General features: G+C 37.4%; 17 protein-coding genes. 6 read left to right on the top strand and 11 right to left on the bottom strand.

The features are described from left to right. Positions 1 to 467: 467 nt before the first annotated feature. Positions 468 to 893 carry a hypothetical protein gene (locus tag ACMZ42_RS22795; RefSeq protein WP_370082928.1) on the top strand — a complete coding sequence of 142 codons (426 nt, stop codon included), beginning with the start codon at positions 468 to 470 and terminating at the stop codon, positions 891 to 893. A gap of 47 nt (positions 894 to 940) precedes the next feature. Here ACMZ42_RS22795 and ACMZ42_RS22790 read toward each other — a convergent pair whose 3' ends face one another. After that, the gene (locus tag ACMZ42_RS22790; RefSeq protein WP_415732887.1) at positions 941 to 2,620 is read right to left on the bottom strand and encodes a hypothetical protein; all 1,680 of its coding nucleotides are present in this window, start codon (positions 2,618 to 2,620) and stop codon (positions 941 to 943) included. A gap of 163 nt (positions 2,621 to 2,783) precedes the next feature. Here ACMZ42_RS22790 and ACMZ42_RS22785 point away from each other — a divergent pair, with 163 nt between their 5' ends. The 3 genes from ACMZ42_RS22785 to ACMZ42_RS22775 all read left to right on the top strand — a co-directional run bounded on the left by ACMZ42_RS22785 (position 2,784) and on the right by ACMZ42_RS22775 (position 5,837). Continuing rightward, positions 2,784 to 3,434 (top strand): lysoplasmalogenase, encoded by a 651-nt coding sequence (locus tag ACMZ42_RS22785; protein ID WP_415732886.1) that lies wholly within the window; start codon positions 2,784 to 2,786, stop codon positions 3,432 to 3,434. 117 nt (positions 3,435 to 3,551) lie between these two features. Continuing rightward, positions 3,552 to 4,781 carry a peptidase T gene (gene pepT, locus ACMZ42_RS22780; RefSeq protein ID WP_370082922.1) on the top strand — a complete coding sequence of 410 codons (1,230 nt, stop codon included), beginning with the start codon at positions 3,552 to 3,554 and terminating at the stop codon, positions 4,779 to 4,781. A gap of 90 nt (positions 4,782 to 4,871) precedes the next feature. Next, positions 4,872 to 5,837: a multidrug resistance efflux transporter family protein gene (locus tag ACMZ42_RS22775; protein ID WP_415732885.1), complete on the top strand. Its 966-nt coding sequence runs from the start codon at positions 4,872 to 4,874 to the stop codon at positions 5,835 to 5,837. 60 nt (positions 5,838 to 5,897) lie between these two features. Here ACMZ42_RS22775 and ACMZ42_RS22770 read toward each other — a convergent pair whose 3' ends face one another. After that, positions 5,898 to 6,392, bottom strand: coding sequence for a GNAT family N-acetyltransferase (locus ACMZ42_RS22770; protein ID WP_415732884.1), 495 nt, complete (start codon positions 6,390 to 6,392; stop codon positions 5,898 to 5,900). Between the two features lie 679 nt (positions 6,393 to 7,071). Next, entirely contained in the window at positions 7,072 to 7,500 is a 429-nt protein-coding gene (locus ACMZ42_RS22765; protein ID WP_415732883.1) for a DUF4395 domain-containing protein, read from the bottom strand. Between the two features lie 119 nt (positions 7,501 to 7,619). On the opposite strand from ACMZ42_RS22765, the gene ACMZ42_RS22760 reads away from it, so the two are divergent. After that, on the top strand, positions 7,620 to 8,327 hold the full coding sequence (locus tag ACMZ42_RS22760; protein ID WP_415732882.1) for a Fe-S oxidoreductase: 708 nt from the start codon (positions 7,620 to 7,622) through the stop codon (positions 8,325 to 8,327). A 65-nt stretch (positions 8,328 to 8,392) separates the two neighbouring features. On the opposite strand, the gene ACMZ42_RS22755 is transcribed toward ACMZ42_RS22760, so the two are convergent. Beyond that, the gene (locus ACMZ42_RS22755; protein ID WP_415732881.1) at positions 8,393 to 9,073 is read right to left on the bottom strand and encodes a GNAT family N-acetyltransferase; all 681 of its coding nucleotides are present in this window, start codon (positions 9,071 to 9,073) and stop codon (positions 8,393 to 8,395) included. 12 nt (positions 9,074 to 9,085) lie between these two features. Then, complete coding sequence (locus tag ACMZ42_RS22750) at positions 9,086 to 10,198, bottom strand: mandelate racemase/muconate lactonizing enzyme family protein (protein ID WP_415732880.1); 1,113 nt, start codon at positions 10,196 to 10,198, stop codon at positions 9,086 to 9,088. A gap of 81 nt (positions 10,199 to 10,279) precedes the next feature. Between ACMZ42_RS22750 and ACMZ42_RS22745 the strand changes: the two genes are divergently transcribed. After that, positions 10,280 to 11,521, top strand: a complete 1,242-nt coding sequence (locus ACMZ42_RS22745) for a hypothetical protein (protein ID WP_415732879.1) — start codon at positions 10,280 to 10,282, stop codon at positions 11,519 to 11,521. Positions 11,522 to 11,557: 36 nt separating this feature from the next. On the opposite strand, the gene nhaC is transcribed toward ACMZ42_RS22745, so the two are convergent. The 6 genes from nhaC to ACMZ42_RS22715 form a co-directional block, all read right to left on the bottom strand. Then, positions 11,558 to 13,003: a Na+/H+ antiporter NhaC gene (nhaC, locus tag ACMZ42_RS22740; RefSeq protein WP_402871040.1), complete on the bottom strand. Its 1,446-nt coding sequence runs from the start codon at positions 13,001 to 13,003 to the stop codon at positions 11,558 to 11,560. A gap of 275 nt (positions 13,004 to 13,278) precedes the next feature. Continuing rightward, on the bottom strand, positions 13,279 to 14,394 hold the full coding sequence (locus ACMZ42_RS22735) for an amidohydrolase (protein ID WP_415732878.1): 1,116 nt from the start codon (positions 14,392 to 14,394) through the stop codon (positions 13,279 to 13,281). A gap of 544 nt (positions 14,395 to 14,938) precedes the next feature. Further along, positions 14,939 to 15,082, bottom strand: coding sequence for a hypothetical protein (locus ACMZ42_RS22730; protein WP_415732877.1), 144 nt, complete (start codon positions 15,080 to 15,082; stop codon positions 14,939 to 14,941). Positions 15,083 to 15,276: 194 nt separating this feature from the next. After that, a complete protein-coding gene (locus ACMZ42_RS22725) occupies positions 15,277 to 18,150 on the bottom strand; it encodes an InlB B-repeat-containing protein (protein WP_415732876.1) in 2,874 nt (957 codons plus the stop codon). Between the two features lie 223 nt (positions 18,151 to 18,373). Then, positions 18,374 to 19,963, bottom strand: a complete 1,590-nt coding sequence (locus ACMZ42_RS22720; RefSeq protein ID WP_415732875.1) for an InlB B-repeat-containing protein — start codon at positions 19,961 to 19,963, stop codon at positions 18,374 to 18,376. A gap of 3 nt (positions 19,964 to 19,966) precedes the next feature. Further along, entirely contained in the window at positions 19,967 to 21,121 is a 1,155-nt protein-coding gene (locus tag ACMZ42_RS22715) for a leucine-rich repeat protein (protein ID WP_415732874.1), read from the bottom strand. Positions 21,122 to 21,154: the final 33 nt, after the last annotated feature.

Genomic DNA, 21,154 nt, shown 5'->3' with positions numbered 1-21,154 from the left:
CGTTCACCAACTCAAGGTTAGCTACTAAAAACTTTATTGATTACGTTTTGCTTGTTCAGTTTTCAAGGTTCATTTCGTTACCATTTCTTCAACAGTAACTTTTATATAATATCATGTCGCAAACTCTATGTCAACAACTAATTTAGTTGTTTTTTAGTAGCTGTCTTAACGACTTGTATAATATTACACCCGTATTTTAAAAAGGTCAATACTTTTTCTAATAAATATTTATATTTTTTCATTTCGTTGAAAAGCTTCCTATATAATAATTGAATTATCGTTTTGATCAAACTTTGTTCAATAGCTGATTAAATGAAAAAGTACATTGTTTTTCACGTTTAAAGTAAGAGACTTTTTTGTGGGAGAAGTTAAATCTAGGTATAAATTAAACAAAAAGACTCTTTTCTTTTTAAATAATTCCATTAATACTAATAGATGACCACTATGTGGAAAGGAGTTATGTATAAATGTCCTATGTCGATAAAAATCTTGCTCGTACTTTAGAACAGCAACATAAGCGAAGTATAAGAGGTTTATTTTTAAAAATTCAAGACTTAAATAATAATTGTACACTATTAAGTAAACGACTTGAACCACAGATCGACTTAGCTGTTTATAAGAATGCTATTGATTATGTGAATCAATTCGTTTCCCATACTACCATTCTCAACTTAAAATTCATTACAAATACACAAAATTTAGAGGTCGTTGTGTTACATGCACTTTTATTAGCGCATATAGTAGAAAACGAAGACCATTCTGATTTTGAATATGAACAACATTTACTTCAAGGGTACATTCATGAAATATTTGCGTTAAACGATCATGCAAAAGCACTTTATACTAATCATCAGGAAAAGATGCTTCACTATATAGAATCTCAACCAACATAAAAAAGACGATCAAGTAGTACTAAGCTACAAAGATCGTCTTTTTTCTTTTATTGTAATCCTTTAATAATCATTGATCGAACTGGTAAGAATTGCTCTCCCGTATCACCATAAGTGAGAATGACCTCATCACCTTCTTGCAAATAAATTGCAAGCGGTTCTGTTTCTGAGCTTACTAAATAGTTTTCACCGTTATTTAGTAAAAATGATACAACTGTATAGTCACCGAGACGTTCCTTGTAAACGCGAAGCACCTTTCCACTTACATTTTTCTCTTCCGCATGTGAACTTCCTTCGACTGTAGTTCCACCGCGACTTAAGGCTGTTTTATATAATTTTAATGCCTCTTTAGGAGTTGTCGCATATACGGAAATTTCAGGATTTGCCGCAGATACGATGAAATAATTTTGTAAGAAACCATTTGAATCAAGTACCGCTGTTAGCCAGCTAGCTTCGCCGTAAAAGTTATACAACACCGGCATTTCTCCAGACCATTTTTTCTCTATAAATTTCTTCTCGATAATTTGCAAGTTACCTTGTGAATCCATGTAAGAAGCGTCTTGATTTCCAGTATAATAGGTTGCTTGACCTGTTCGTGCATTTGTTAAGGAATAGCCAAGCATTGAATCGACACCCTCTTTAGGGCTCGTAAAGTCTGTGAAATAATACATATCGCCCTTCTCGTCAAAAATTGGGCTAACATTTGCCTCTGTTCCCTCATCAGAAGGAAGTTTTACATCTTTCTTACCAAACTGACTGTTCCAAAATCCATGTACATAATTACCGAAATAACTATTTTGTAAGCTTACTGTCTCTGGAGAAACCGCTCCATCAATAAATTCTGGGACATCCTCCAGCTTAATAACTTCTGATTTTCCTGTTAGCGCATCTACAAGCACGATCCCTTTTACATCGAAGCCATTACGTGCTGAGATAAACTCACCATATGAACGGATGTAGTATGGTTTACCATCATCATCTATTTCAAGTTGTACATCTCCGCAAAAAACAAGGAATGGATGTTGTAAACGTATATGACGCTCTAAATTTGAATTTAAATACGCAGAAGGAACATACTTCATTTCCTGCTTAACAAATTTAGGGTTATCTGCCGAATCCGTTGCACTCATTATAAAGTAACCAGGAGTCGACCCGCCGTTCATCCATTTAAAGAAACCCGAGAACTCAACTGGTGCAATATAAACATACTCACCATTCACTTTTTGAATTTGTAAGCGCCCTAGCTCATAATAACTCGTATTCGGTACTTGTCCGAACGCTTTTTTCATCTTATTTCGCGCAAATTTAGGAGGAACACTAGCTGGAGTTTGTGTTTCATCGAATGGTTTTATTTCAACCTCTTCCTTCATTTCAGCTGATTTGAATTTTTCGTTAGCATTCCATAAAGGAGCTGATAATACATACACTGCAACACCTAAACTAGCTAAAAATAAAACACCCTTTATTTTTCTTTCTATACCACCTGCAAGAAGCGCGCCACCTAATGTTAATAGAATAATAGCGGGCCAAAAAGCAAGCCAGTTTACATCCATGTTTGTCACATATACTGTTATACCAGTAGCTAAAAACCCTAGTACAAATACACCTATAAAGAAGTAGCCAATTACTTTTTTAGATCCGCCATCTTCTCGTTTTTTCGTTATAATCGGTGTTAATAAAACACTCGCGATTAGCCCAATGACTGCCGAAGCTATTAATAGCTTAGTCATTTTGTTCACCCTCTCTAAGCTTACTGTCCTCTTATTTACGGCTACATACCAAAAAAGTTTCATACATAAGATGAATGAGTACCCTCCCGTAAATTTCCTTCACAAAAGAATAAAGGAAATTCTAACATAGATAAAGAATTTCAAAGAAAAGGAGCTGAGAAATTTGTCTAAAAAAGTTTTAATAGCATTTATTATTTTGTTTGGTCTTTATTATGTTTTTTTCCTGTCTCATATTGCAGAAAGCTTGATACTGATCTTTAAAGTCATCCCAATGCTTTTAATCATTATTTTAGCCGCTACATCAAAAAATTTAGGCATTAAAAAGTATCAACTACTGATTGTCATCGGACTTGTGTTTTGTATGGTCGGCGATTATACGCTACAGTGGTTTCTAATTGGGCTAACAAGCTTCTTAATCGGGCATATTTTTTATATCCTGGCCTTTTCTTCTACTAATGAACGACAAGTACTGACTTGGGTGAAGATTGTCTTACTCGTTTACGGTGCAAGTATGGCTGTGTGGATTGCAGGTACTGTATTTTCATCAGGAGAAGTCGTGCTTGGTATCGCGGTCATTGCTTATATTTCCGTCATATTAACGATGGGTTGGACTGCGATTCGAACAGGTTCTACATTTGCAACGATCGGCGCTCTGCTCTTTATTTCATCAGATTCCTATTTAGCTATTAATAAATTTGTTATGCCTTTACCATTTTCACATGAGTTTATTATGTTGACATATTACAGTGCCCAAATACTAATTGCCTTAAGTATTTCTCAATATTCCGAAATCCGAAGTAAAGTGTTACAATAATATCAATTATAACTTGGCGGATGTCACGGAATCGGCTTTGTCCTTGCACAAAGCCAATTCCGTGACATCCGCCGGGGGCTGAAAGTAGTTAAACATACACATTAGGAGGCCATACTTATGAAAGAACAAGTAATCGAGCGTTTAATTCGTTATGCAAAAATTGATACACAATCTGATTTCACAAGCGAAACAACTCCTTCAACACAAAAACAATTTGACTTATTGCATGTACTAAAAGATGAACTTGCTGCAATAGGCTTAACTGACATTACATTAGATGAAAATGGTTATTTATTTGCGACACTCGAAGCAAATACAGATAAAAAAGTGCCTACAATTGGCTTTTTAGCACATGTGGACACTACAACAGATTTTACCGGCACAAACGTTAATCCACAGCGCATTGACAACTATGATGGTGGAACGATCCAGCTCAATGAAAATCTAGCGATGTCGCCAACAGATTTTCCGGAGCTTAAAAATTATATAGGTCAAACGTTAATTACAACGGATGGCACTACGTTATTAGGTGCTGACGATAAAGCTGGTATCGCAGAAATTATGACGGCTATGGAATACCTAGTAAATAATCCTTCTATTAAACATGGTAAATTACGTGTAGCATTTACACCTGACGAAGAAATTGGCCGCGGTCCTCATAAATTTGATGTGGCTGCCTTTGGAGCAGACTATGCTTATACGATGGATGGCGGACCACTTGGCGAGCTACAATACGAAAGCTTTAATGCTGCAGGCGTAAAGGTTGTGACAAAAGGTACTAGTGTACACCCTGGATCTGCAAAAAATAAAATGGTCAATGCCATCACAATGGCGATCGCTTTCCAAAATGAAATGCCTACTGCTGAAGTACCAGAAAAAACGGAAGGCTATGAGGGCTTTATTCACTTAATGGGCTTTAACGGAGCGATCGAGCATGCTGAGCTTTCTTATATCGTCCGTGACCATGACCGTCAAAAGTTCGAGGCGAAAAAACAATTAATGCTTGATGCTGCGGCGAAAATTAAAGCCCAATATGGCGAGCATGCTTTAAGCATTACTATGGAAGATCAATACTATAATATGGGCGAAAAAATTGAGCCTGTAAAAGAAATCGTTGATATTGCACGCACAGCGATGGAAAAGTTAGATATTACTCCAATTACATTACCAATCCGTGGCGGTACTGATGGTTCACAGCTTTCTTACATGGGCTTACCAACACCAAATATTTTTGCAGGTGGCGAAAATATGCACGGTAAATTCGAATATGTATCTGGAGAAACGATGGAGAAAGCTACACAAGTGATTATCGAAATCGTACAGCTCTTTGAACAACAAGGAAAGTAATTACGAAGAAGGGTTTACCCCTTCTTCGTAATTTTTTAAAAAACGATAACTGAATTTTCAAATTACATAAAGGATTTTGAGGTGAATTTAATGAAAGAAATTGCATTAGGCATTTTAGCCTCACTTTTTTTTGCTGTTACATTTATATTAAATCATGCAATGGAAATGCAAGGTGGTAGCTGGCTTTGGAGTGCGTCTTTGCGCTATTTCTTCATGCTTCCGTTTTTACTTGTGATTGTCTTCTATCGAAAAGGTTTTACCCAACTATCAGGTGAAATGAAGGCACAGCCTGTCGCTTGGCTACTTTGGAGCTTTATTGGATTCGTATTGTTCTATGCCCCACTGACATTTGCAGCAGCATTCGGTCCAGGGTGGCTCGTTTCTGGAACATGGCAATTGACAATTGTCGCTGGCGTATTACTAGCACCCCTATTTGTTTCAATAGTAGCTGGGAAAACAGTACGTCAAAAAATACCGCTTATTTCATTACTCATTTCATGTGTTATTTTAGCCGGCATTTTACTTATCCAAATACCACAGGCACAATCTGTCCCATTTAAAAGTTTAATGCTTGGCATTTTACCTGTTGTCATCGCTGCTTTTGCCTACCCTCTTGGTAATCGTAAAATGATGGAAATCTGCGGTGGACGTATCGATACATATCAACGAGTTCTTGGTATGACCATCGCCTCGATGCCTGCATGGATTATTCTAGCTATTTATGCATTAGCAACGGTCGGGCTTCCTTCTAGCAGCCAAGTAATGCAATCGTTGCTTGTAGGTATAAGCTCTGGTGTCATCGCCACAACTTTATTTTTCATTGCAACTGACCGTGTTCGCGATCATCAAGGCAAGCTTGCAGCAGTTGAAGCAACACAATCGACTGAAATACTCTTTGTCATTATCGGTGAAGTATTATTGCTCGGCATTGCATTCCCAAATCCAATTGCACTCGCGGGCTTAGGTGTCATCATTGTGGGCATGCTACTTCATAGCTACTATACGATGATACTAGGAAAAAAAAGCGCTGTTCATAACAGCAGCCCTACTCAGTAATATTAAAAGTGTACATTACTAAATTTACTTAGTAGTGTACATTTTTTATTCTAGAGAGCACTATAATTTGTAAATCATTGTTTTAGATGTTCCTACTACTTCATAATCTTGAAAGCCTAGTTTGTTATAAATATTAATGGCCACACTATTTTCAAGGTCTACACTAAGTGAAATGGTATTGTATCCTTCATCCTGCGCTTGTTGAATTATTTTACGCATTAGTAAAGTCCCTAATCCTCTTCCTCTTCCTCTTACGTCTTTTGAAACAGCAATTCCTATTTCAGGAGTATTGCTATCAATATATCCATAGCTTTTATTATTTTCATCAAACAATCTGTACCAGACTGCACCAACAGTTTGATTTTCTGCGTCAAAGGCAATCAAAACAGTATCTCCCTTTCTCCCCCAACCTTCATGATATTTTCTTATGTCAGGCGAGTTTAGCAAAACCTCTTTTGATGGCTTATTGACAGGAATAATTACAGACTCATATAACATTTCTTGAAAGAATTCAAACTCATTTTTATTACCTTCGAAGTTTCTAATATAAAACATAAGATAATCACTCCCGCCCCTAATATCGTTAAACAATCAAATTGTCACTCTAATTACTATATGCATTTAGGGATATCATATATTAAATTACAATTTTTAGGGTCAATAACATAACGTGTAGTTGATTTCCGTTCCGGCTGGGCGCTTTCCTGGGGGCGTCCGATGAGCCGCTTCACTCGCTTTGCTCGCTCCAGGGTCTCATCTGTGACGCTGATCCCCAAGGAGTCACCAAGCCTCCACTCCAATCAACTTATATGCCTGGCATACGATTTAACAAATGTCATTCCTTACTTACTCATTAATAAAATCAGAATTCACTAAAGCTGATTTCTTTCATTTTTATAGGGATACTTTGAAGATTTATCGGAACATAATCTCATTTTATCGGAACAATTTTAGCTTTTATCGGAATAATATCTCGTTTTATCGGAACAATTGCAGTTTCGATTAAAAAAAGACGACTCAATCACAATGGAGTGAGTCGTCTAGAGATTTTACGTTCCCAAAAAATGAGGGGGGTTTTAGGAGCGTCTTCATGAACTAGCAAACTTCTGGAGAAAAGTAGCTAAAGTTCATCCTCTCTACACTGTATTGTAGAGGAGGAATAATCTTTATACGATAATGATAATCATTATCAATTATAAAGTCAACATTAATCTGAAAATTTTTTAAAGTTTTTTTATGCCTTTTTCAGCGAGCGACGATATTGCCATTGCTTTAGCTGAAAATGTAGGAAACAACCTATACAAAAGCCTGCAATTGCTAACGATGAAGCTATTGCAACCATTCCCGTAAAGAGGTAGCCAACCACTTGCCATTTAAGCAAGTAACCTAAAATTCCGCCTGCTAAACAAAAGCTAGCAATATTAGAATTAAATTTTTGTTGTTGTGCATCCTCTGGTATATAAGTAGATGGAGCCTTTTTTAGAAACAGCTTCCCTACTCGAATAATAGGATTGTAATTGCATAAAACGCCAAGTAAATTTGCTACTAAAGGAATTGCTAAAATCCAAAAAACGCCCGTTACCCACGTTAGCATGACACTTAAAAGAATCGTCCATTGATTGAGTCGAACGAGCGGCCTTGGAATTGAATGAGGCTGTGACATTTTAAAACCTACCTTTCAGATATGTTTAATGTATTTTACTATATTGCATACCATTTGTGAAGCAAAAATGATTAATTTATAATTGAAGTAGCAGAAGACTGAAAGAAAAGGTGATCACGATGCCAGCATTAACGATGGATCAAGTTCGACAATTGAATTCCTATAGCATTTATACGACAGAACCAAAGCGGACACTATTTACATTAGCTGATATACATAAGGACTTTTACCATCCTGACTTTTTAAACCTTATGATGGGCATTACAGATGCAGCAACGGAAACAGCCGCTATTTCTCATTTTTCACGCCGCTACGGTATGTTTTTCGCTATGCAACTTTACATGCTTGCCGCCTATGACGAGGTGTGGGACGGTAAACCAATCGAGCTTCGCTTTGATGCAGCAAAAGAATTCGACAGTTTTACAGTCGCAATGTTTGTTAACCCCAACGATTGGCGCTATGTCGAGGAGGATGAGCGACAAGCAGTTATTGAGAAGATTCTATATGATGGGCATGTAATCGTTCAACAGCTCCGTAAAGTAACATCTATTTCCCCTCTTACTATTTGGGAGAATTTCTTCGGATATTTACTTTGGCACTATCACATATTGCTTTCTAATCCTGGACTAGCCGATCAAGCAATGGAGGATATTGAAGCTTTAGAGGACCCTAAAACATGGGCTCGTTTCTCCAATAAATCTTGGTGGGCACAATATACAGGAGGTCAAAGCCCCACTAATTTAGTGAACGTTCCCGTACGGAAATCATGCTGTTTTTCAAAAGACATACCTGGTTTAATGGCTTGTGGTTTTTGCCCGATGAAATAAAAATCTCCTAAACAAAAAAGCCTTACCTCTCACAATAAGTAGAAGGTAAGGCTTTTTACTATTATTTATTTTTCATAAACGACGAACCAATCATCTTGATTCTCATACATAGAAGTACCTATATAACCCTGTTTCAAAAGCTGTTGCTGACCAACCGTATCATCCATCGAAATCGTCATCTTTTCTGTAAAGGTTGGTAGCTCTTGTCGCAAGTCTTTATAGAAAACATATCGTAGCTTGTCTACATACTTAATCTTTAATCCCTTTACCACTAACCCTTGAGAAAATTTATCTTTCAAGCTGGGGATATTATATGGCTTTACCGTTGAGCATACATAATCATATTTTTCTAAATCGATATGACCCATGACAATTTGGGCTAATGTTTTTTGTAATCCATAGCCACGATATGTTGGTGAGACATTCGATATTTCTTGATATAAAACTTTATGAAATTCATCCTCGACAATCCCACAATCATAGCCAAGGTGCTCGTCATCAACAGGTGGGTTCAATAGTGCGCGAAAGGCAATTAACTCATCCCCTACGTAAGCACCTATCATCATGCCATTGCCGCTTAAAATATAGTCAAATTCCTCAGTGCTTAATGGCTGTAAAACACTTTGATCTGCTAATGATTGATAAACCTCAAGCTGTAATTTTTCAATTTCTTGCAAATGCTGAAGATTTAATGTTGTAACAAAAAACGGCGTTTCTCCAAGCATGCCTTCATAAATTTTTTCCATTTCGCCGCCTCCTTAGGCTGTTACAATTGTTGAGAACTTACATAATTCTTTAAGGGTTTCTTCATCTACGTCTACACCTAATCCTGGTTTTTCATTTAAACAAATAAATGGCACATCATAGTGTAAGTTTCCGACATCCTTAGAGAACTTTAATGGACCTGTTAATTCTACACTCGTCATTATTTTTTTAGAGAATGCTACATGGAAGCCAGCTGCTGAACCAACTGATGATTCTACCATTGAACCGATTTGACATTCAATGCCTGCCATTTCAGCCATCACTGCTAGTTTCATAGCAGGATAAATTCCACCGCACTTCATTAATTTAATATTGACTTTATCTGCAGCACGTTTTGCAATAATTTCACGCATTTCAGGTACACCGCGAAGTCCTTCATCAATCATTAATGGTACATCTGTTTTCGACTTCACTTCTACCATTCCATCAATATCTTCACTATCAACTGGCTGCTCTAACCAATCGATATTTAAATCTTTTAATGCACGTAAACCTTGTAAAGTAGTTGACGCATTGCCCCATCCTTGGTTTACATCTACTCGAATTGCGATGTCTTCACCAACACGTTCACGTACCGCTTTGATACGAGCAACATCACGAGCTACCTCTGTCCCTACCTTCATTTTAAATGATCGATAGCCCATCTCCACACGGTTAGCCGCCTCTTCGGCCATCGCCTCAGGTGTTCCAATGCTCAGTACATGCGTAATCGGGAATTTCTCATGATAACGCCCACCTAGTAGTTGGTACACTGGAACTTGTAACGCTTTACCTGCAATATCGAAACAAGCAATGTCAATCGCTGCTTTCGCTGCTGGCACATCCTTCACAACTTTGTTCAATTTATCATGAAGTTTTTCAAAGCCCATTGGATTTTCTCCAATGATTGCAGGAGCAAGCTGATTCTTTAACACAGCATACGTGCTCTCCCACGTCTCCCCTGTTACGTGCTCATCTGGTACTGCTTCACCGTAGCCTACAATACCTGTGTCTGTCGTAACCTTCAAAATAATAGAAGGCATTGTATCATATGTAGCATAACTGATGATAAATGGATCAATAAGTGGTAAATGAATTGCAAAAATCTCTACTTGTTGGATTTTCATTTTTATCAGTCTCCTGTATAATGTAGTTGTCGCTAATACGTCGCTAATTGTCAAAAAAATAATAGCAAAGGAACGTTGCCTATGTCTACTAAAATAGCGGTTATCTGCTCGAAAGCATTTATGAAGCGTATAAACAGTATCGCACAAAACATAGAGAATATTCAAATAGATTTTTATCTTTACAAGCAACCTACAGAATCACCCGTTTTGTTAAAGGAAATGAAGCCATGTGATGCACTTTTATTCGGAGGAACCCTACCCTATTTACATGCCCAATCTGCACTGTCAGAACTACCAATACCTTGGAATTATATAAAACAAGATGAGACGGCAATTTCCACAACCTTATTATCGCTTATAGCTAATCATGCAGTACCTTTAAGTAGAATTTCCATTGATGTTATGAATCCTACTATAGTAGAAAATGTTCTAACAGAAATAGAGTATTATGGTCCAAAACCATATATCCAGCCTATTTCTATCACTAAACCTACCCAATCAATATTGCAGCATCATATAACTTTATGGGAAGCTAATAGCATTGATTTTGTCATAACAAGTATTCATAGTGTGTTTGATGAATTACAAGCTCTTCAAATACCTGCAATGCGCATGTTAGATGCAACTAACTCCATTGTTCAATGCTTAGAGGAGACGAAATCTCAATCACTTCTTATAAAATCCGAATCTGTCAAAGCTGTTGTTGGACTATTAGAAGCTCCTGAAGATAAACCTATAGACTTTAACATATTAACGCAAATCACAGCAGCTACACATTCAACTTATAAAGAAATTTCACCGTACTCTTTTGAGCTATATACGACAGCTGGGCATTTGCAAAAGGCACTTGAAAAAGAGAATTTACAGAACTTATTACAACAAGCTGATAAGCCATTTAATCTAGCATTTGGTTATGGCCATTCAATATTTGAGGCTAATCAAAATGCTAAAAATGCTTTAACATTTGCTAAACCTTGTGAGATTTATATACTAGATGAACATAAAAATTTGCTAGGTCCATTTCCAAAATCGGAAGTAAAACTAGCTTTAAAAACAGATGATCCCTATGTTTTACAAATGGCAAAGCAAACAAGCTTAAGTCCATTAAATATTTCCAAGATCATTCATTTTAGCCGGGAGCGACAATCAGCTCAATTTACATCCCATAATCTTTCTGAATACTTACAGGTTACACGTCGTACAACAGAGCGCATTATAAAAAAATTAGTGGATAACGGTTATGCTAAAGTTGTTGGTGAAGAAATGACACACCAACAAGGTCGCCCACGCACAATATACGAATTAAACTTTGCAACTTATTAAGAGCAATTATGCCTCGGCATAATTGCTCTTTTAGATTTAGTCTGCCATGACCATATTAGCTTCATTTAATTCTTCCTCTTTTTTGCGCTTCTCTGCTGCTTCCATTTCTTCCGGCGTCAGCTTAACAATCGCAAATCCGATATATGCATAAAAAATTGAAATAATAGGTACAAGGAAATTAATAATTGCATATGGTGCATATTCCATTGCACCTACACCTAATGTTGCTAAGATAAAGACTCCACAAGTATTCCATGGGAAGAATACAGAAGTTAGTGTTCCCCCATCCTCCAACGCACGAGATAAGTTTTTCGAATGCAAACCACGCTCTCGATAGACATTCGCAAACATACGTGATGGAACAACAATTGAAATATACTGCTCAGAACATGTAGCATTTGTTGTAATACATGCAGCAATCGTTGAAGCAACTAGGCTTCCTGTAGATTTAGCAAACTTCACAATAACATTCATAAGTGATTTTAACATGCCGGAATATTCTAACACCCCACCGAATGTCATCGCCACAATTGTCATTGAAACCGTATTCATCATCGAATCTAAGCCACCACGGTTAAATAGATTGTCCACCATGTCATTGCCAGTTGAAATCACAAATCCTTCTTGTAAAGCATGTACAGCCATTGTAGGTGTACCGCCTTGTACGAAGATTTGTAGTAAGAATCCTGAGATAATTCCGACAACTAAAGCTGGAATCGCAGGTACTTTTTTCGCTACCAATACAATTACACCAACTGGCACAAGCAATAACCAAGGAGAAATAACGAAACTGTCCTCCATTACTTTTAATGTTGTTAAAATACTTTCTGATTTCATTGAGATGTCTGCGAAGCTTCTTCCCATAATTCCAAATACAACGATCGCAATGACTAGAGCTGGAATTGTCGTATAAAGCATATGCTTAATATGATCAAATAAGTCTGTGCCTGTTAAACCTGCTGCGAGATTAGTAGTATCCGATAATGGTGACATCTTATCACCAAAGTATGAACCCGAAATAACTGCTCCAGCAATCATTGCTGCAGGAATTCCCATACTTAAACCAATCCCCATTCCGGCAACACCGATTGTTGCCATCGTCGACCATGAGCTACCAATTGCCAAGGAAACAATTGAACATAACAGCATGATTGTTACTAAAAACCAAGCTGGAGAAATTAATTTTAAACCAAAATAAATCATTGTCGCTACGACACCGCCGCCAATCCATGCGCCGATTGTCAAACCTACTAAAATAATAATAACAATTGCTGGTAAAGCTAGACGTATCCCCTTATACATCATTTCCTCGATTTCTATCCACTTAAATCCATGCATTTTAGCGACAATAGCTGCTACAGTTGTTCCAACAATAAGTGGTACGTGAGGACTTTGCTCTAACACAACTACTGTAATTAGCATAGCTATAATCATTATTGCAAATGTCAGAAGTGCCCATCCTGCATTAATTTCTTTTTTCATGAATCCATCCCCTTTTTTTGCGCTAATTGTTAATCTTGGTTTGCAAAGATGCAAATAATTTTTTATGTTTTTTAGCATAATATTCAAAAAATTAAAAGTCAACGCAAAAATTTTATGCCTCTCGAGCGATTTCGACTGTTTTTGCGCATAAAAACGCTTTCAAATAGCTATTAAGGACAATGCAAAATATTCATACATTTCTACAAAAAAAGAAAAGAAAAAGGAACTTTACCAAAAGAATTTTGCACTTTTGATATAGCTCCCTCTCGCTATCGTTATTCGTATTCAGGTTTTTTTTCTAACACACAAGCAAGTACTTTTGCAGCATCAATTAATGCATTTCGTTCAAAAGTCATTTTTGGATGATGTAATCCAGGAGTTAAGTTGGCCCCAATCCCAATCATCGTTGCTTTTAATTCAGGTTTTTTAACTGTGTAAAAATGGAAATCATCACTTCCAGGTGTTGTTATTTCCTCAGATAGATGCGTTTCTCCAAGTGTTTCAATAATTGCGTCTTTAGCCATACGTGCAGCAACTGAAGAAACCTCAGCGCCAGGTGTGAAATCTAACCATTCCCACTCCATATCAATTTCAAACTGCTGCTTGATTGATGTTAAACCAAACTCAATACGACTACGAAGCAATTCTAGTTGGTTATTACGTTGCGCGCGAATATCCATAGAGAAGCTCGCAGTACCTGGAATAATATTCGTACTACCACCATCTGCAACAATTTTCGTTAACTTTGCCGAATGAGGCTCGAAAGGCGATAAATGTATGCTATGGAGCATTTGTTGTACGGCCATAATAACATCGATTGCATTTTTCCCTTGATGAGGTCTAGCACCATGGGCATCAGTGCCTCGTATTGTTCCTTCTAAAAAATAAGCTGCACCGTGATGGATAGCAGGCGATACCTTGCCAAGTGGTAGCTCTTCAATTGGTCTTAAATGAACACCAAATAAATGCGATACACCATCAACAGCTCCTCGCTCAAAGGCTGCACAAGCGCCATTCCCAAGTTCTTCAGCAGGCTGGAAAATAAAACGAACACGATGTTGCAATGGTCGATCTTTCAGCAGTAATAAAGCACCAAGCACCATCGTTATATTTGCATCATGCCCACACGAGTGGTTCGCTTGCCATTTCCCATCCACTTCTTGCCATAAAGCATCTATATCTGCACGTACAGCAACAATTTCATCACCTGTGCCAATTTCCGCAATCAGCCCTGGAACATCCCCTAACAAATGATAGGATACGTTTAACTCATCTAAAATCGACGCAATCTTTTTAGTAGTTTCAAATTCCTTCCAACTTACCTCTGGGTATTTATGAAAATGATCAAACCATTGATAAATTGTTTCTTCTAAGATTACAGCATTTGACATAACTACACCTCTATACGCATTTTTGTTTCCCATTATACATGAAACTATTTCTTAAAAGTACATATGGAATTAGACCTATATATATGAAAAACAATGATATTTTCAAGAGGCTCCTCACCAAAAGTTGATGACATTTATTAAAACGTATGCCATATATAAGTTGATTGGAGTGGAGACTGGGCGACTCCTTGGGGATCAGCAATAGAGGAACGAAGGCTAAAACCATCACGTCCTGTGATAACGCCTTCGTGGCCAACCTCGGTGCTGCTGACGCTTCGTTAGCACTACGCTTTCGCGCAAAAGACATCTGTTGGCCCGAGACCCCGCAGCGAAGCGGATGTTTTCTGTGCGAAAGCGTAGCGACAGCAACTGGTTTTTTTCTGTGCGAAAGCGTAGCGACAGCAACAACAACAAAGCGTTCAGTCGGAACGGAAATCAACCACACGCTATGATGATGATCCAAAAATGATTAATATATGTAAAAAAAAAACGAAGGACTGTGTTAAAAGTTATTTCACCTTTAGCACAGTCCTTCAAATATTTATTATAAACTTGTAAAAAAACCTTCTGGATATTCTTCATAATGCACCATCGATAGTTGCTCCTCATTTTTTTCCTCTTCCATAGTAAGCTCCAGTTCCTGATCCATTAGATATGTTTCAAATTTTGAGTTAAACAACTTTTTCATTTAATCATCTCTCCTTTTTATTTGATTGAATTTTCTGATAAAAGAATTATACAATGATCTTTGTAAAAAAAGCAACAAACGATGCTCATTATGCATAAAAAGTATAAAAGCTATCTACTTTTTAGATTGAACTTTGAGGTTAATCAGAGAAAGAGATGTATCAAATTACGATACATCTCTCTTTATAGTAAGACTTATAAACCAAGCGCTCGGTGCATAAACGCTGTAAATTGTGTGCGTGTTAAGTTTTCATCCGGTCTAAAATTACCGTTTTCATCGCCTAGTGCAATGTTATGGTCCGCTAGTGTAGCAATATATCCACTCGCCCAGTGTGATGGATCGACATCCTTAAACGAGCTATTCCCGCTTGGAGTTAAATCAAAGGCAAGCACCATCATTTTTGCCATTTGGGCACGTGTTAAATAAGCATCTGGACGGAAAGTTCCGTTTGAACCGTCTACAATGCCCGCTTGTTGGAGTAATGTGATTTGCTGATAGTACGGATGGCTATGTGGGACATCCAAAAATGGTACAGCTTCCCGGAGTGGTGTTAGAGGTAAGGCACGTTCAATCATAAGTACGACATGCTGACGTTGAATCATGTCATTTGGTCTGAAAGTGCCATCTGGATAGCCTTTGATAATGCATCGATTGGCAATTTGTTCAATCATCTCTTTTGCCCAGTTATTATCAATGTCTTTGAAAGTAATATTACAGTCACTGCCTAGCTTCGTCCATTTTGCATATAATGTTGTATTCTCTATCACTTCATCATTAGCAAAATCCCATGCTTTTGTGAGCTCCTCATCCTTGTACCATCCAGCAAAAGTATAACCCTCCTTCATTGGGTTAGAAGGTGCTTGCAACGATGCTTTATAGGCTACAGTTTGGGACGGTACTTCACTTCCGCCATTTGTATTAAAAGTGACGTTATAGTTTGGCGAACCTTGGCTAGATCCCCCGTTAGAAGAATTATACTTTGTCCATTCAGCATATAATATTTCGTTAGCTGTTACTACATCATGTTCGAAATCCCATGCTTTCGTGAGTTCTTCATCCTTATACCAACCGGCAAATATTTGGTCTTCCTTCACAGGTGTAGGCGGCACTTGTAGCAATTCACCTTTTGAAACCTCTTTAGATGGAACCTCACTTCCTCCGTTTGAATTAAAAGTGACATTATAGCTTGGCATAGCTTCATTAGATCCACCTTCAGTAGTATTGTCCTTTGTCCATTTCGCGTACAACATGATGTTTTTTGTCACTATATCTTTTCCAAAATCCCATGCTTCTGACAGTTCACTATCCTTATACCAACCAGCAAACGTATATCCTTCCTTCGTTGGGGCAGTTGATGTTTTTACTAATTCTCCTTCTTTCACTTCTTCTGATGTGACTTCACTTCCTCCATTGGAATCAAAACTGACGATATAGCTCTGCTCCGAAGTGTCGTCCTCTTTCCACTTTGCATATAGTGTTAGTTCTTCTTTGACTATATCCTTAGCAAAATCCCATGCTTCTGACAGTTCATTATCCTTATACCAACCAGCAAACGTATACCCTTCCTTCGTTGGAGCAGTTGGCGTATTCACAAGTGCTCCTTCTTTCACTTCTACTGGTATGACTTCACTTCCACCGTTTGAATCAAAAGTGACGATATAGCTCAGCTCTGCAATGTCGTCCTCTATCCACTCTGCATATAATGTTAGGTTTTCCTCGACTTTATCTTTTGCAAAATCCCAAGCTGTTGTCAGCTCCGAATTCTTATACCAACCAGCAAACGTATGCCCTTCCCTCGTTGGTACAGTTGGGGGTTTTACCAGTTCTCCTTCTTTCACTTCTTCTGATGCGACTTCACTTCCTCCATTTGAATCAAAACTGACGATATAGATTTGCTCCGAAGTGTCGTCCTCCATCCACTTTGCATATAACGTTAGATTTTCTTTGACTATGTCTTTTGTAAGATCCCAAACTGTTGTCAGCTCCGAATCCTTATACCAGCCATCAAACGTATACCCTTCCTTCACTGGGTCAGATGGTTCTTCCACCAATTCTCCAGCTGTAACTATTTTAAACGGAACTTCACTTCCTCCATTTGAATCAAAAGTTACTTTCACCTTACATGTGTTCCAATTTGCATAAATTGTCATTGGCTGCACTACAGATTTAGTCCACTTAATAGTACAACCTGAATCTTCAAACCACCCATTAAAGTATTTAGCTCCTCTGATTTGAAAATCGAATGGGCCTCCGTTAGGGTCAGAATTTAATTGAGGTGTCCCATGAAATATTACATAATCTAACTCATTTCTAGAAAATGCGCCGTATTCAATCATCTCAACACTTGATGGAATTTCTACACTTGTTAATTGGTTATATGCAAACGCCGAATGTCCAATCGTTGTAACGCTTGATGGGATCTCTACGCTTGCTAATTGATTATAACTAAATGCAGAACCTTTAATATTTTGAACACCTAATGGGATTTCCACACTAGTTAATTGATTATTCTGAAACGCTTGTTCTCCAATCTTTGTAATGCTGGATGGGATCTCTACACTTGTTAATCGATTACTATAAAATGCGCCCTTACCTATAGTTGTAACGCTCGATGGAATCTTTACGTTTGCTAATAGATTATTATAAAATGCATAATCCCCGATCGTTGTAACACTTGATGAGATCTCTACATTCTTTAAACTATTGTTGCTAAATGCATGACCTCCAATATTTTCAACACCTATAGGAATTTTTACATTTGTTAATAGATTATTATAAAACGCCTTATAGCCAATCTTTGTAACACTTGATGGTATCTTTACACTTTTTAGATTCTTATTTGAAAACGCATATTGTTCAATTGCTACAACTGGTTTCTCTTTAATCTCACTCGGAATAACAATATCCTTCGATATACCGTTATACCCTGTAATAACAACACCATCGTCCACGCTAGTCGTTTTAAAATCATCTTCACTATCGCTATTTGCATAAACAGGCTGATTACTTAATGCTAATTGGGAGAATATCAAAAGTATGCTCATTACTAATAAACTTGTTTTTTTCATTTTGTAGTATCCTTTCAATAGTTTGAAATAAATGGGTACCCATTAAATGGATACCCCGTATTAAGCAGTTATAAACTTTATTAAAATATTTTTTTGATAATTAAATACATCGAAGTTTTCAAACTAACCAAAATGAAAAAAGTGTAGAAACATTATCGTTTCGCTTATTCAGAATAGAAAAAGAGATGTATCAAATTACGATACATCCCCTTCATAGTAAGACTTATAAACCAAGCGCTCTATACATAAACGCTGTAAATTGTGCGCGTGTTAAGTTTTCATTCGGTCTAAAATTACCGTTTTCATCACCTAGTGCAATATTATGATCTGCTAGAGTGGCAATATATCCACTCGCCCAGTGTGATGGATCGACATCTTTAAACGTACTTTTGCCCTTAGGCGTTAGGCCAAATGCAAGCACCATTATTTTTGCCATTTGGGCACGTGTTATATATGCATCTGGACGGAAAGCTCCGTTTGAACCATCCACGATACCTGCTCGTTGCAGTCGTGTAATTTGTTCATAATATATATGGTTTTTAGGTACATCCGAAAATGATACAGCCTCTCGAATTGGTGCTGGTCGTAACGCACGGTCAATCATAAGCACCACGTGCTGACGTTGAGCCAGATCGTTTGGTCGGAAAGTGCCATCTGGGTAGCCTTTAATAATGCATCGATTAGCAATTTCTTTAATTATATCTTTTGCCCAGTTATGATCAATATCCTTAAAAGCAATGTCACAACCTTTACTTTCCTTCATCCATCGAGCATATAATGTTAAGTCTTCTGTGACTACATCTTTCTTAAAATTCCATGCCTTTATGAATTCTTTATTTTTATACCAACCGATAAATGTGTAGCCTTCCTTCTTTTGAGTAGAAGGGGCTTTTATTAAAGCTTTATACGCCACTATTTGTGACGGGATTTTACTGCCTCCGTTTGAATCAAAAGTAACGATATAGCTACCTTCTGACATATTATCCTTTGTCCATTTCGCATACAACGTTATGTCCGCCGTTACTTTATCTTTTGTAAAATCCCATGCATTTTTAAGCTCTGCATCCTTATACCAGCCAGTAAATTGATAGCCATTCTTCACTGGAGTAGATGGGGCCTTCACTAGGTCGTTAAATCCAACTGTTTGCGGCGGTACTTCACTCCCATCATTGGAATCAAAAGTGACAGTGTTTAGATGCGTCCAGCCAGATCCTCCACCCGATGTGTTATCCTTTGTCCATTTCGCATACAACGTAACATTTTGGGTCACTACCTCTTTTGCAAAATCCCATAACACTGTCAATTCTTTATCTTTATACCAGCCGTCGAATGTATAGCCTTCCTTCTTTGGAGCAGCTGGCGCTTTCACTAATTCGTTATATCCTACTGTTTGTGATGAAACTTCGCTTCCTCCATTGGAATCAAAAGTAACAACATAACTTACTTTAGACCATTTAGCGTATAGCGTGATATCTTTTTCCACTACATCTTGATCGAAATCCCATGCTTCTGTCAGCCCTTTATCTTTATACCAACCCGCAAATGTGTACCCTTCTTTTACCGGATTGGATGGGGCTTTCACTAATTCACCAGGTTCCACCGATTGGGATGGTACCTTGCTTCCTCCATCGGAATCAAAAGTAACGATATAGCTTACTTTCGACCACTTGGCGTATAGCGTGATATCTTTCGTTACTAAATCTCGATCAAAATCCCAAGCTTCCGTCAGCCCTTTATCTTTATACCAACCCGCAAATGTGTACCCTTCTTTTACCGGATTGGATGGGACTTTCACTAATTCACCAGGTACCACCGATTAGGACGGTACTTCGCTTCCTCCATCGGCATCAAAAGTGACAGTGTAGCTTATTTTCTTCCATTTAGCATATAACGTGATATCTTTTTTCACTACATCTTGATCGAAATCCCATAATTCTTTCAGTTCTTTATCCTTATACCAACCTTCAAATGCGTAGCCTTCTTTCACTGGATTCGATGGAGCTTCCATTATTTCGTTATATGCTACCATTATCGATGGAACTTCACTTCCCCCATTGGCATCAAAAGTAACAACATAATGGCTCCACTTTGCATAAATTGTCATCGGTTGTACTACTGAGTAACTCCAAACTTTTGTAAAATCCTCATCTTCAAACCAACCCAAAAACGTTCTCCCTTCCTTTTTTTGTGGATTGAATGGAGAATTTTTCTCAGACCATTGGAAATTATGTGTACCAGTAAACGTTACAAAATCAAGACTGTTATTATAAAAAGCATTACTTTTAATCTCTGTAACACTTTCTGGAATTTCTACACTTGTTATCGAATTTCCATTGAAAGCTGAAAATCCTATTGATGTAACACCTGATGGAATCTCTATACTTGTTAACTTATTATTAGTAAATGCAAAATCCTTTATCGTTGTTACGCTAGATGGAATCTCTACGTTTGTTAATCGATTATTTAAAAACGCGGCTGCCTCTATTGTCTTAACGCCATCCGGAATTTTTACACTTGTTAATTGATTGTCAAAAAATGCACTTTGCCCTATTGTTCGAACGTTCGGCGGAATATCCACATTCGTTAATTTATTACTAGAAAATGCAAGTTCCCCAATCGTTTTCACACTTGACGGAATCTTTACACTCGCTAGACTCTTACCAGAAAATGCTCCATTCCCTATTTCTATAACGGGTTTGCCCCGGATTTCATCAGGTATATTAATATAATCCTTTGATATACCAAAATAATGCTTAGTAATAGCAACACCATCGCCAAGATCCTTTATTATAAAAGCATCTTCTGGTGGTGATTTGTTTTCATCATCCTTTAGAATATTTTCATCTTTTAAATTTCTCGATTGTACAATATCAGTTTCATTGTTGCTTGTCGCATAAACAGATAGATTACCCAATGACAATTGAGAAAAGATTAAAAGGATAATCATTAAAAGTAAACTTGCTTTTTTCATTTCGAAATCTCCTTTCAATGCATTGAAAATATA

The organism is Lysinibacillus sp. NPDC056185 (genome assembly GCF_047737915.1).
Lineage (GTDB): Bacteria > Bacillota > Bacilli > Bacillales_A > Planococcaceae > Lysinibacillus.
The sequence above is the reverse complement of the archived record's forward strand: the minus strand, read 5'-3'. Positions and strand labels throughout refer to the sequence as shown.

Bases quoted from the DNA above. Each gene is read 5' to 3' on its own strand.
- ACMZ42_RS22750 (WP_415732880.1), bottom strand. From the start codon at position 10,198: ATGAAAATCCAACAAGTAGAGATTTTTGCAATTCATTTACCACTTATT.
- ACMZ42_RS22755 (WP_415732881.1), bottom strand. From the start codon at position 9,073: ATGGAAAAAATTTATGAAGGCATGCTTGGAGAAACGCCGTTTTTTGTT.
- ACMZ42_RS22760 (WP_415732882.1), top strand. From the start codon at position 7,620: ATGCCAGCATTAACGATGGATCAAGTTCGACAATTGAATTCCTATAGC.
- ACMZ42_RS22790 (WP_415732887.1), bottom strand. From the start codon at position 2,620: ATGACTAAGCTATTAATAGCTTCGGCAGTCATTGGGCTAATCGCGAGT.
- ACMZ42_RS22765 (WP_415732883.1), bottom strand. From the start codon at position 7,500: ATGTCACAGCCTCATTCAATTCCAAGGCCGCTCGTTCGACTCAATCAA.
- ACMZ42_RS22775 (WP_415732885.1), top strand. From the start codon at position 4,872: ATGAAAGAAATTGCATTAGGCATTTTAGCCTCACTTTTTTTTGCTGTT.
- ACMZ42_RS22735 (WP_415732878.1), bottom strand. From the start codon at position 14,394: ATGTCAAATGCTGTAATCTTAGAAGAAACAATTTATCAATGGTTTGAT.
- ACMZ42_RS22795 (WP_370082928.1), top strand. From the start codon at position 468: ATGTCCTATGTCGATAAAAATCTTGCTCGTACTTTAGAACAGCAACAT.
- nhaC (WP_402871040.1), bottom strand. From the start codon at position 13,003: ATGAAAAAAGAAATTAATGCAGGATGGGCACTTCTGACATTTGCAATA.
- pepT (WP_370082922.1), top strand. From the start codon at position 3,552: ATGAAAGAACAAGTAATCGAGCGTTTAATTCGTTATGCAAAAATTGAT.
- ACMZ42_RS22725 (WP_415732876.1), bottom strand. From the start codon at position 18,150: ATGAAAAAAACAAGTTTATTAGTAATGAGCATACTTTTGATATTCTCC.
- ACMZ42_RS22715 (WP_415732874.1), bottom strand. From the start codon at position 21,121: ATGAAAAAAGCAAGTTTACTTTTAATGATTATCCTTTTAATCTTTTCT.
- ACMZ42_RS22745 (WP_415732879.1), top strand. From the start codon at position 10,280: ATGTCTACTAAAATAGCGGTTATCTGCTCGAAAGCATTTATGAAGCGT.
- ACMZ42_RS22730 (WP_415732877.1), bottom strand. From the start codon at position 15,082: ATGAAAAAGTTGTTTAACTCAAAATTTGAAACATATCTAATGGATCAG.
- ACMZ42_RS22770 (WP_415732884.1), bottom strand. From the start codon at position 6,392: ATGTTTTATATTAGAAACTTCGAAGGTAATAAAAATGAGTTTGAATTC.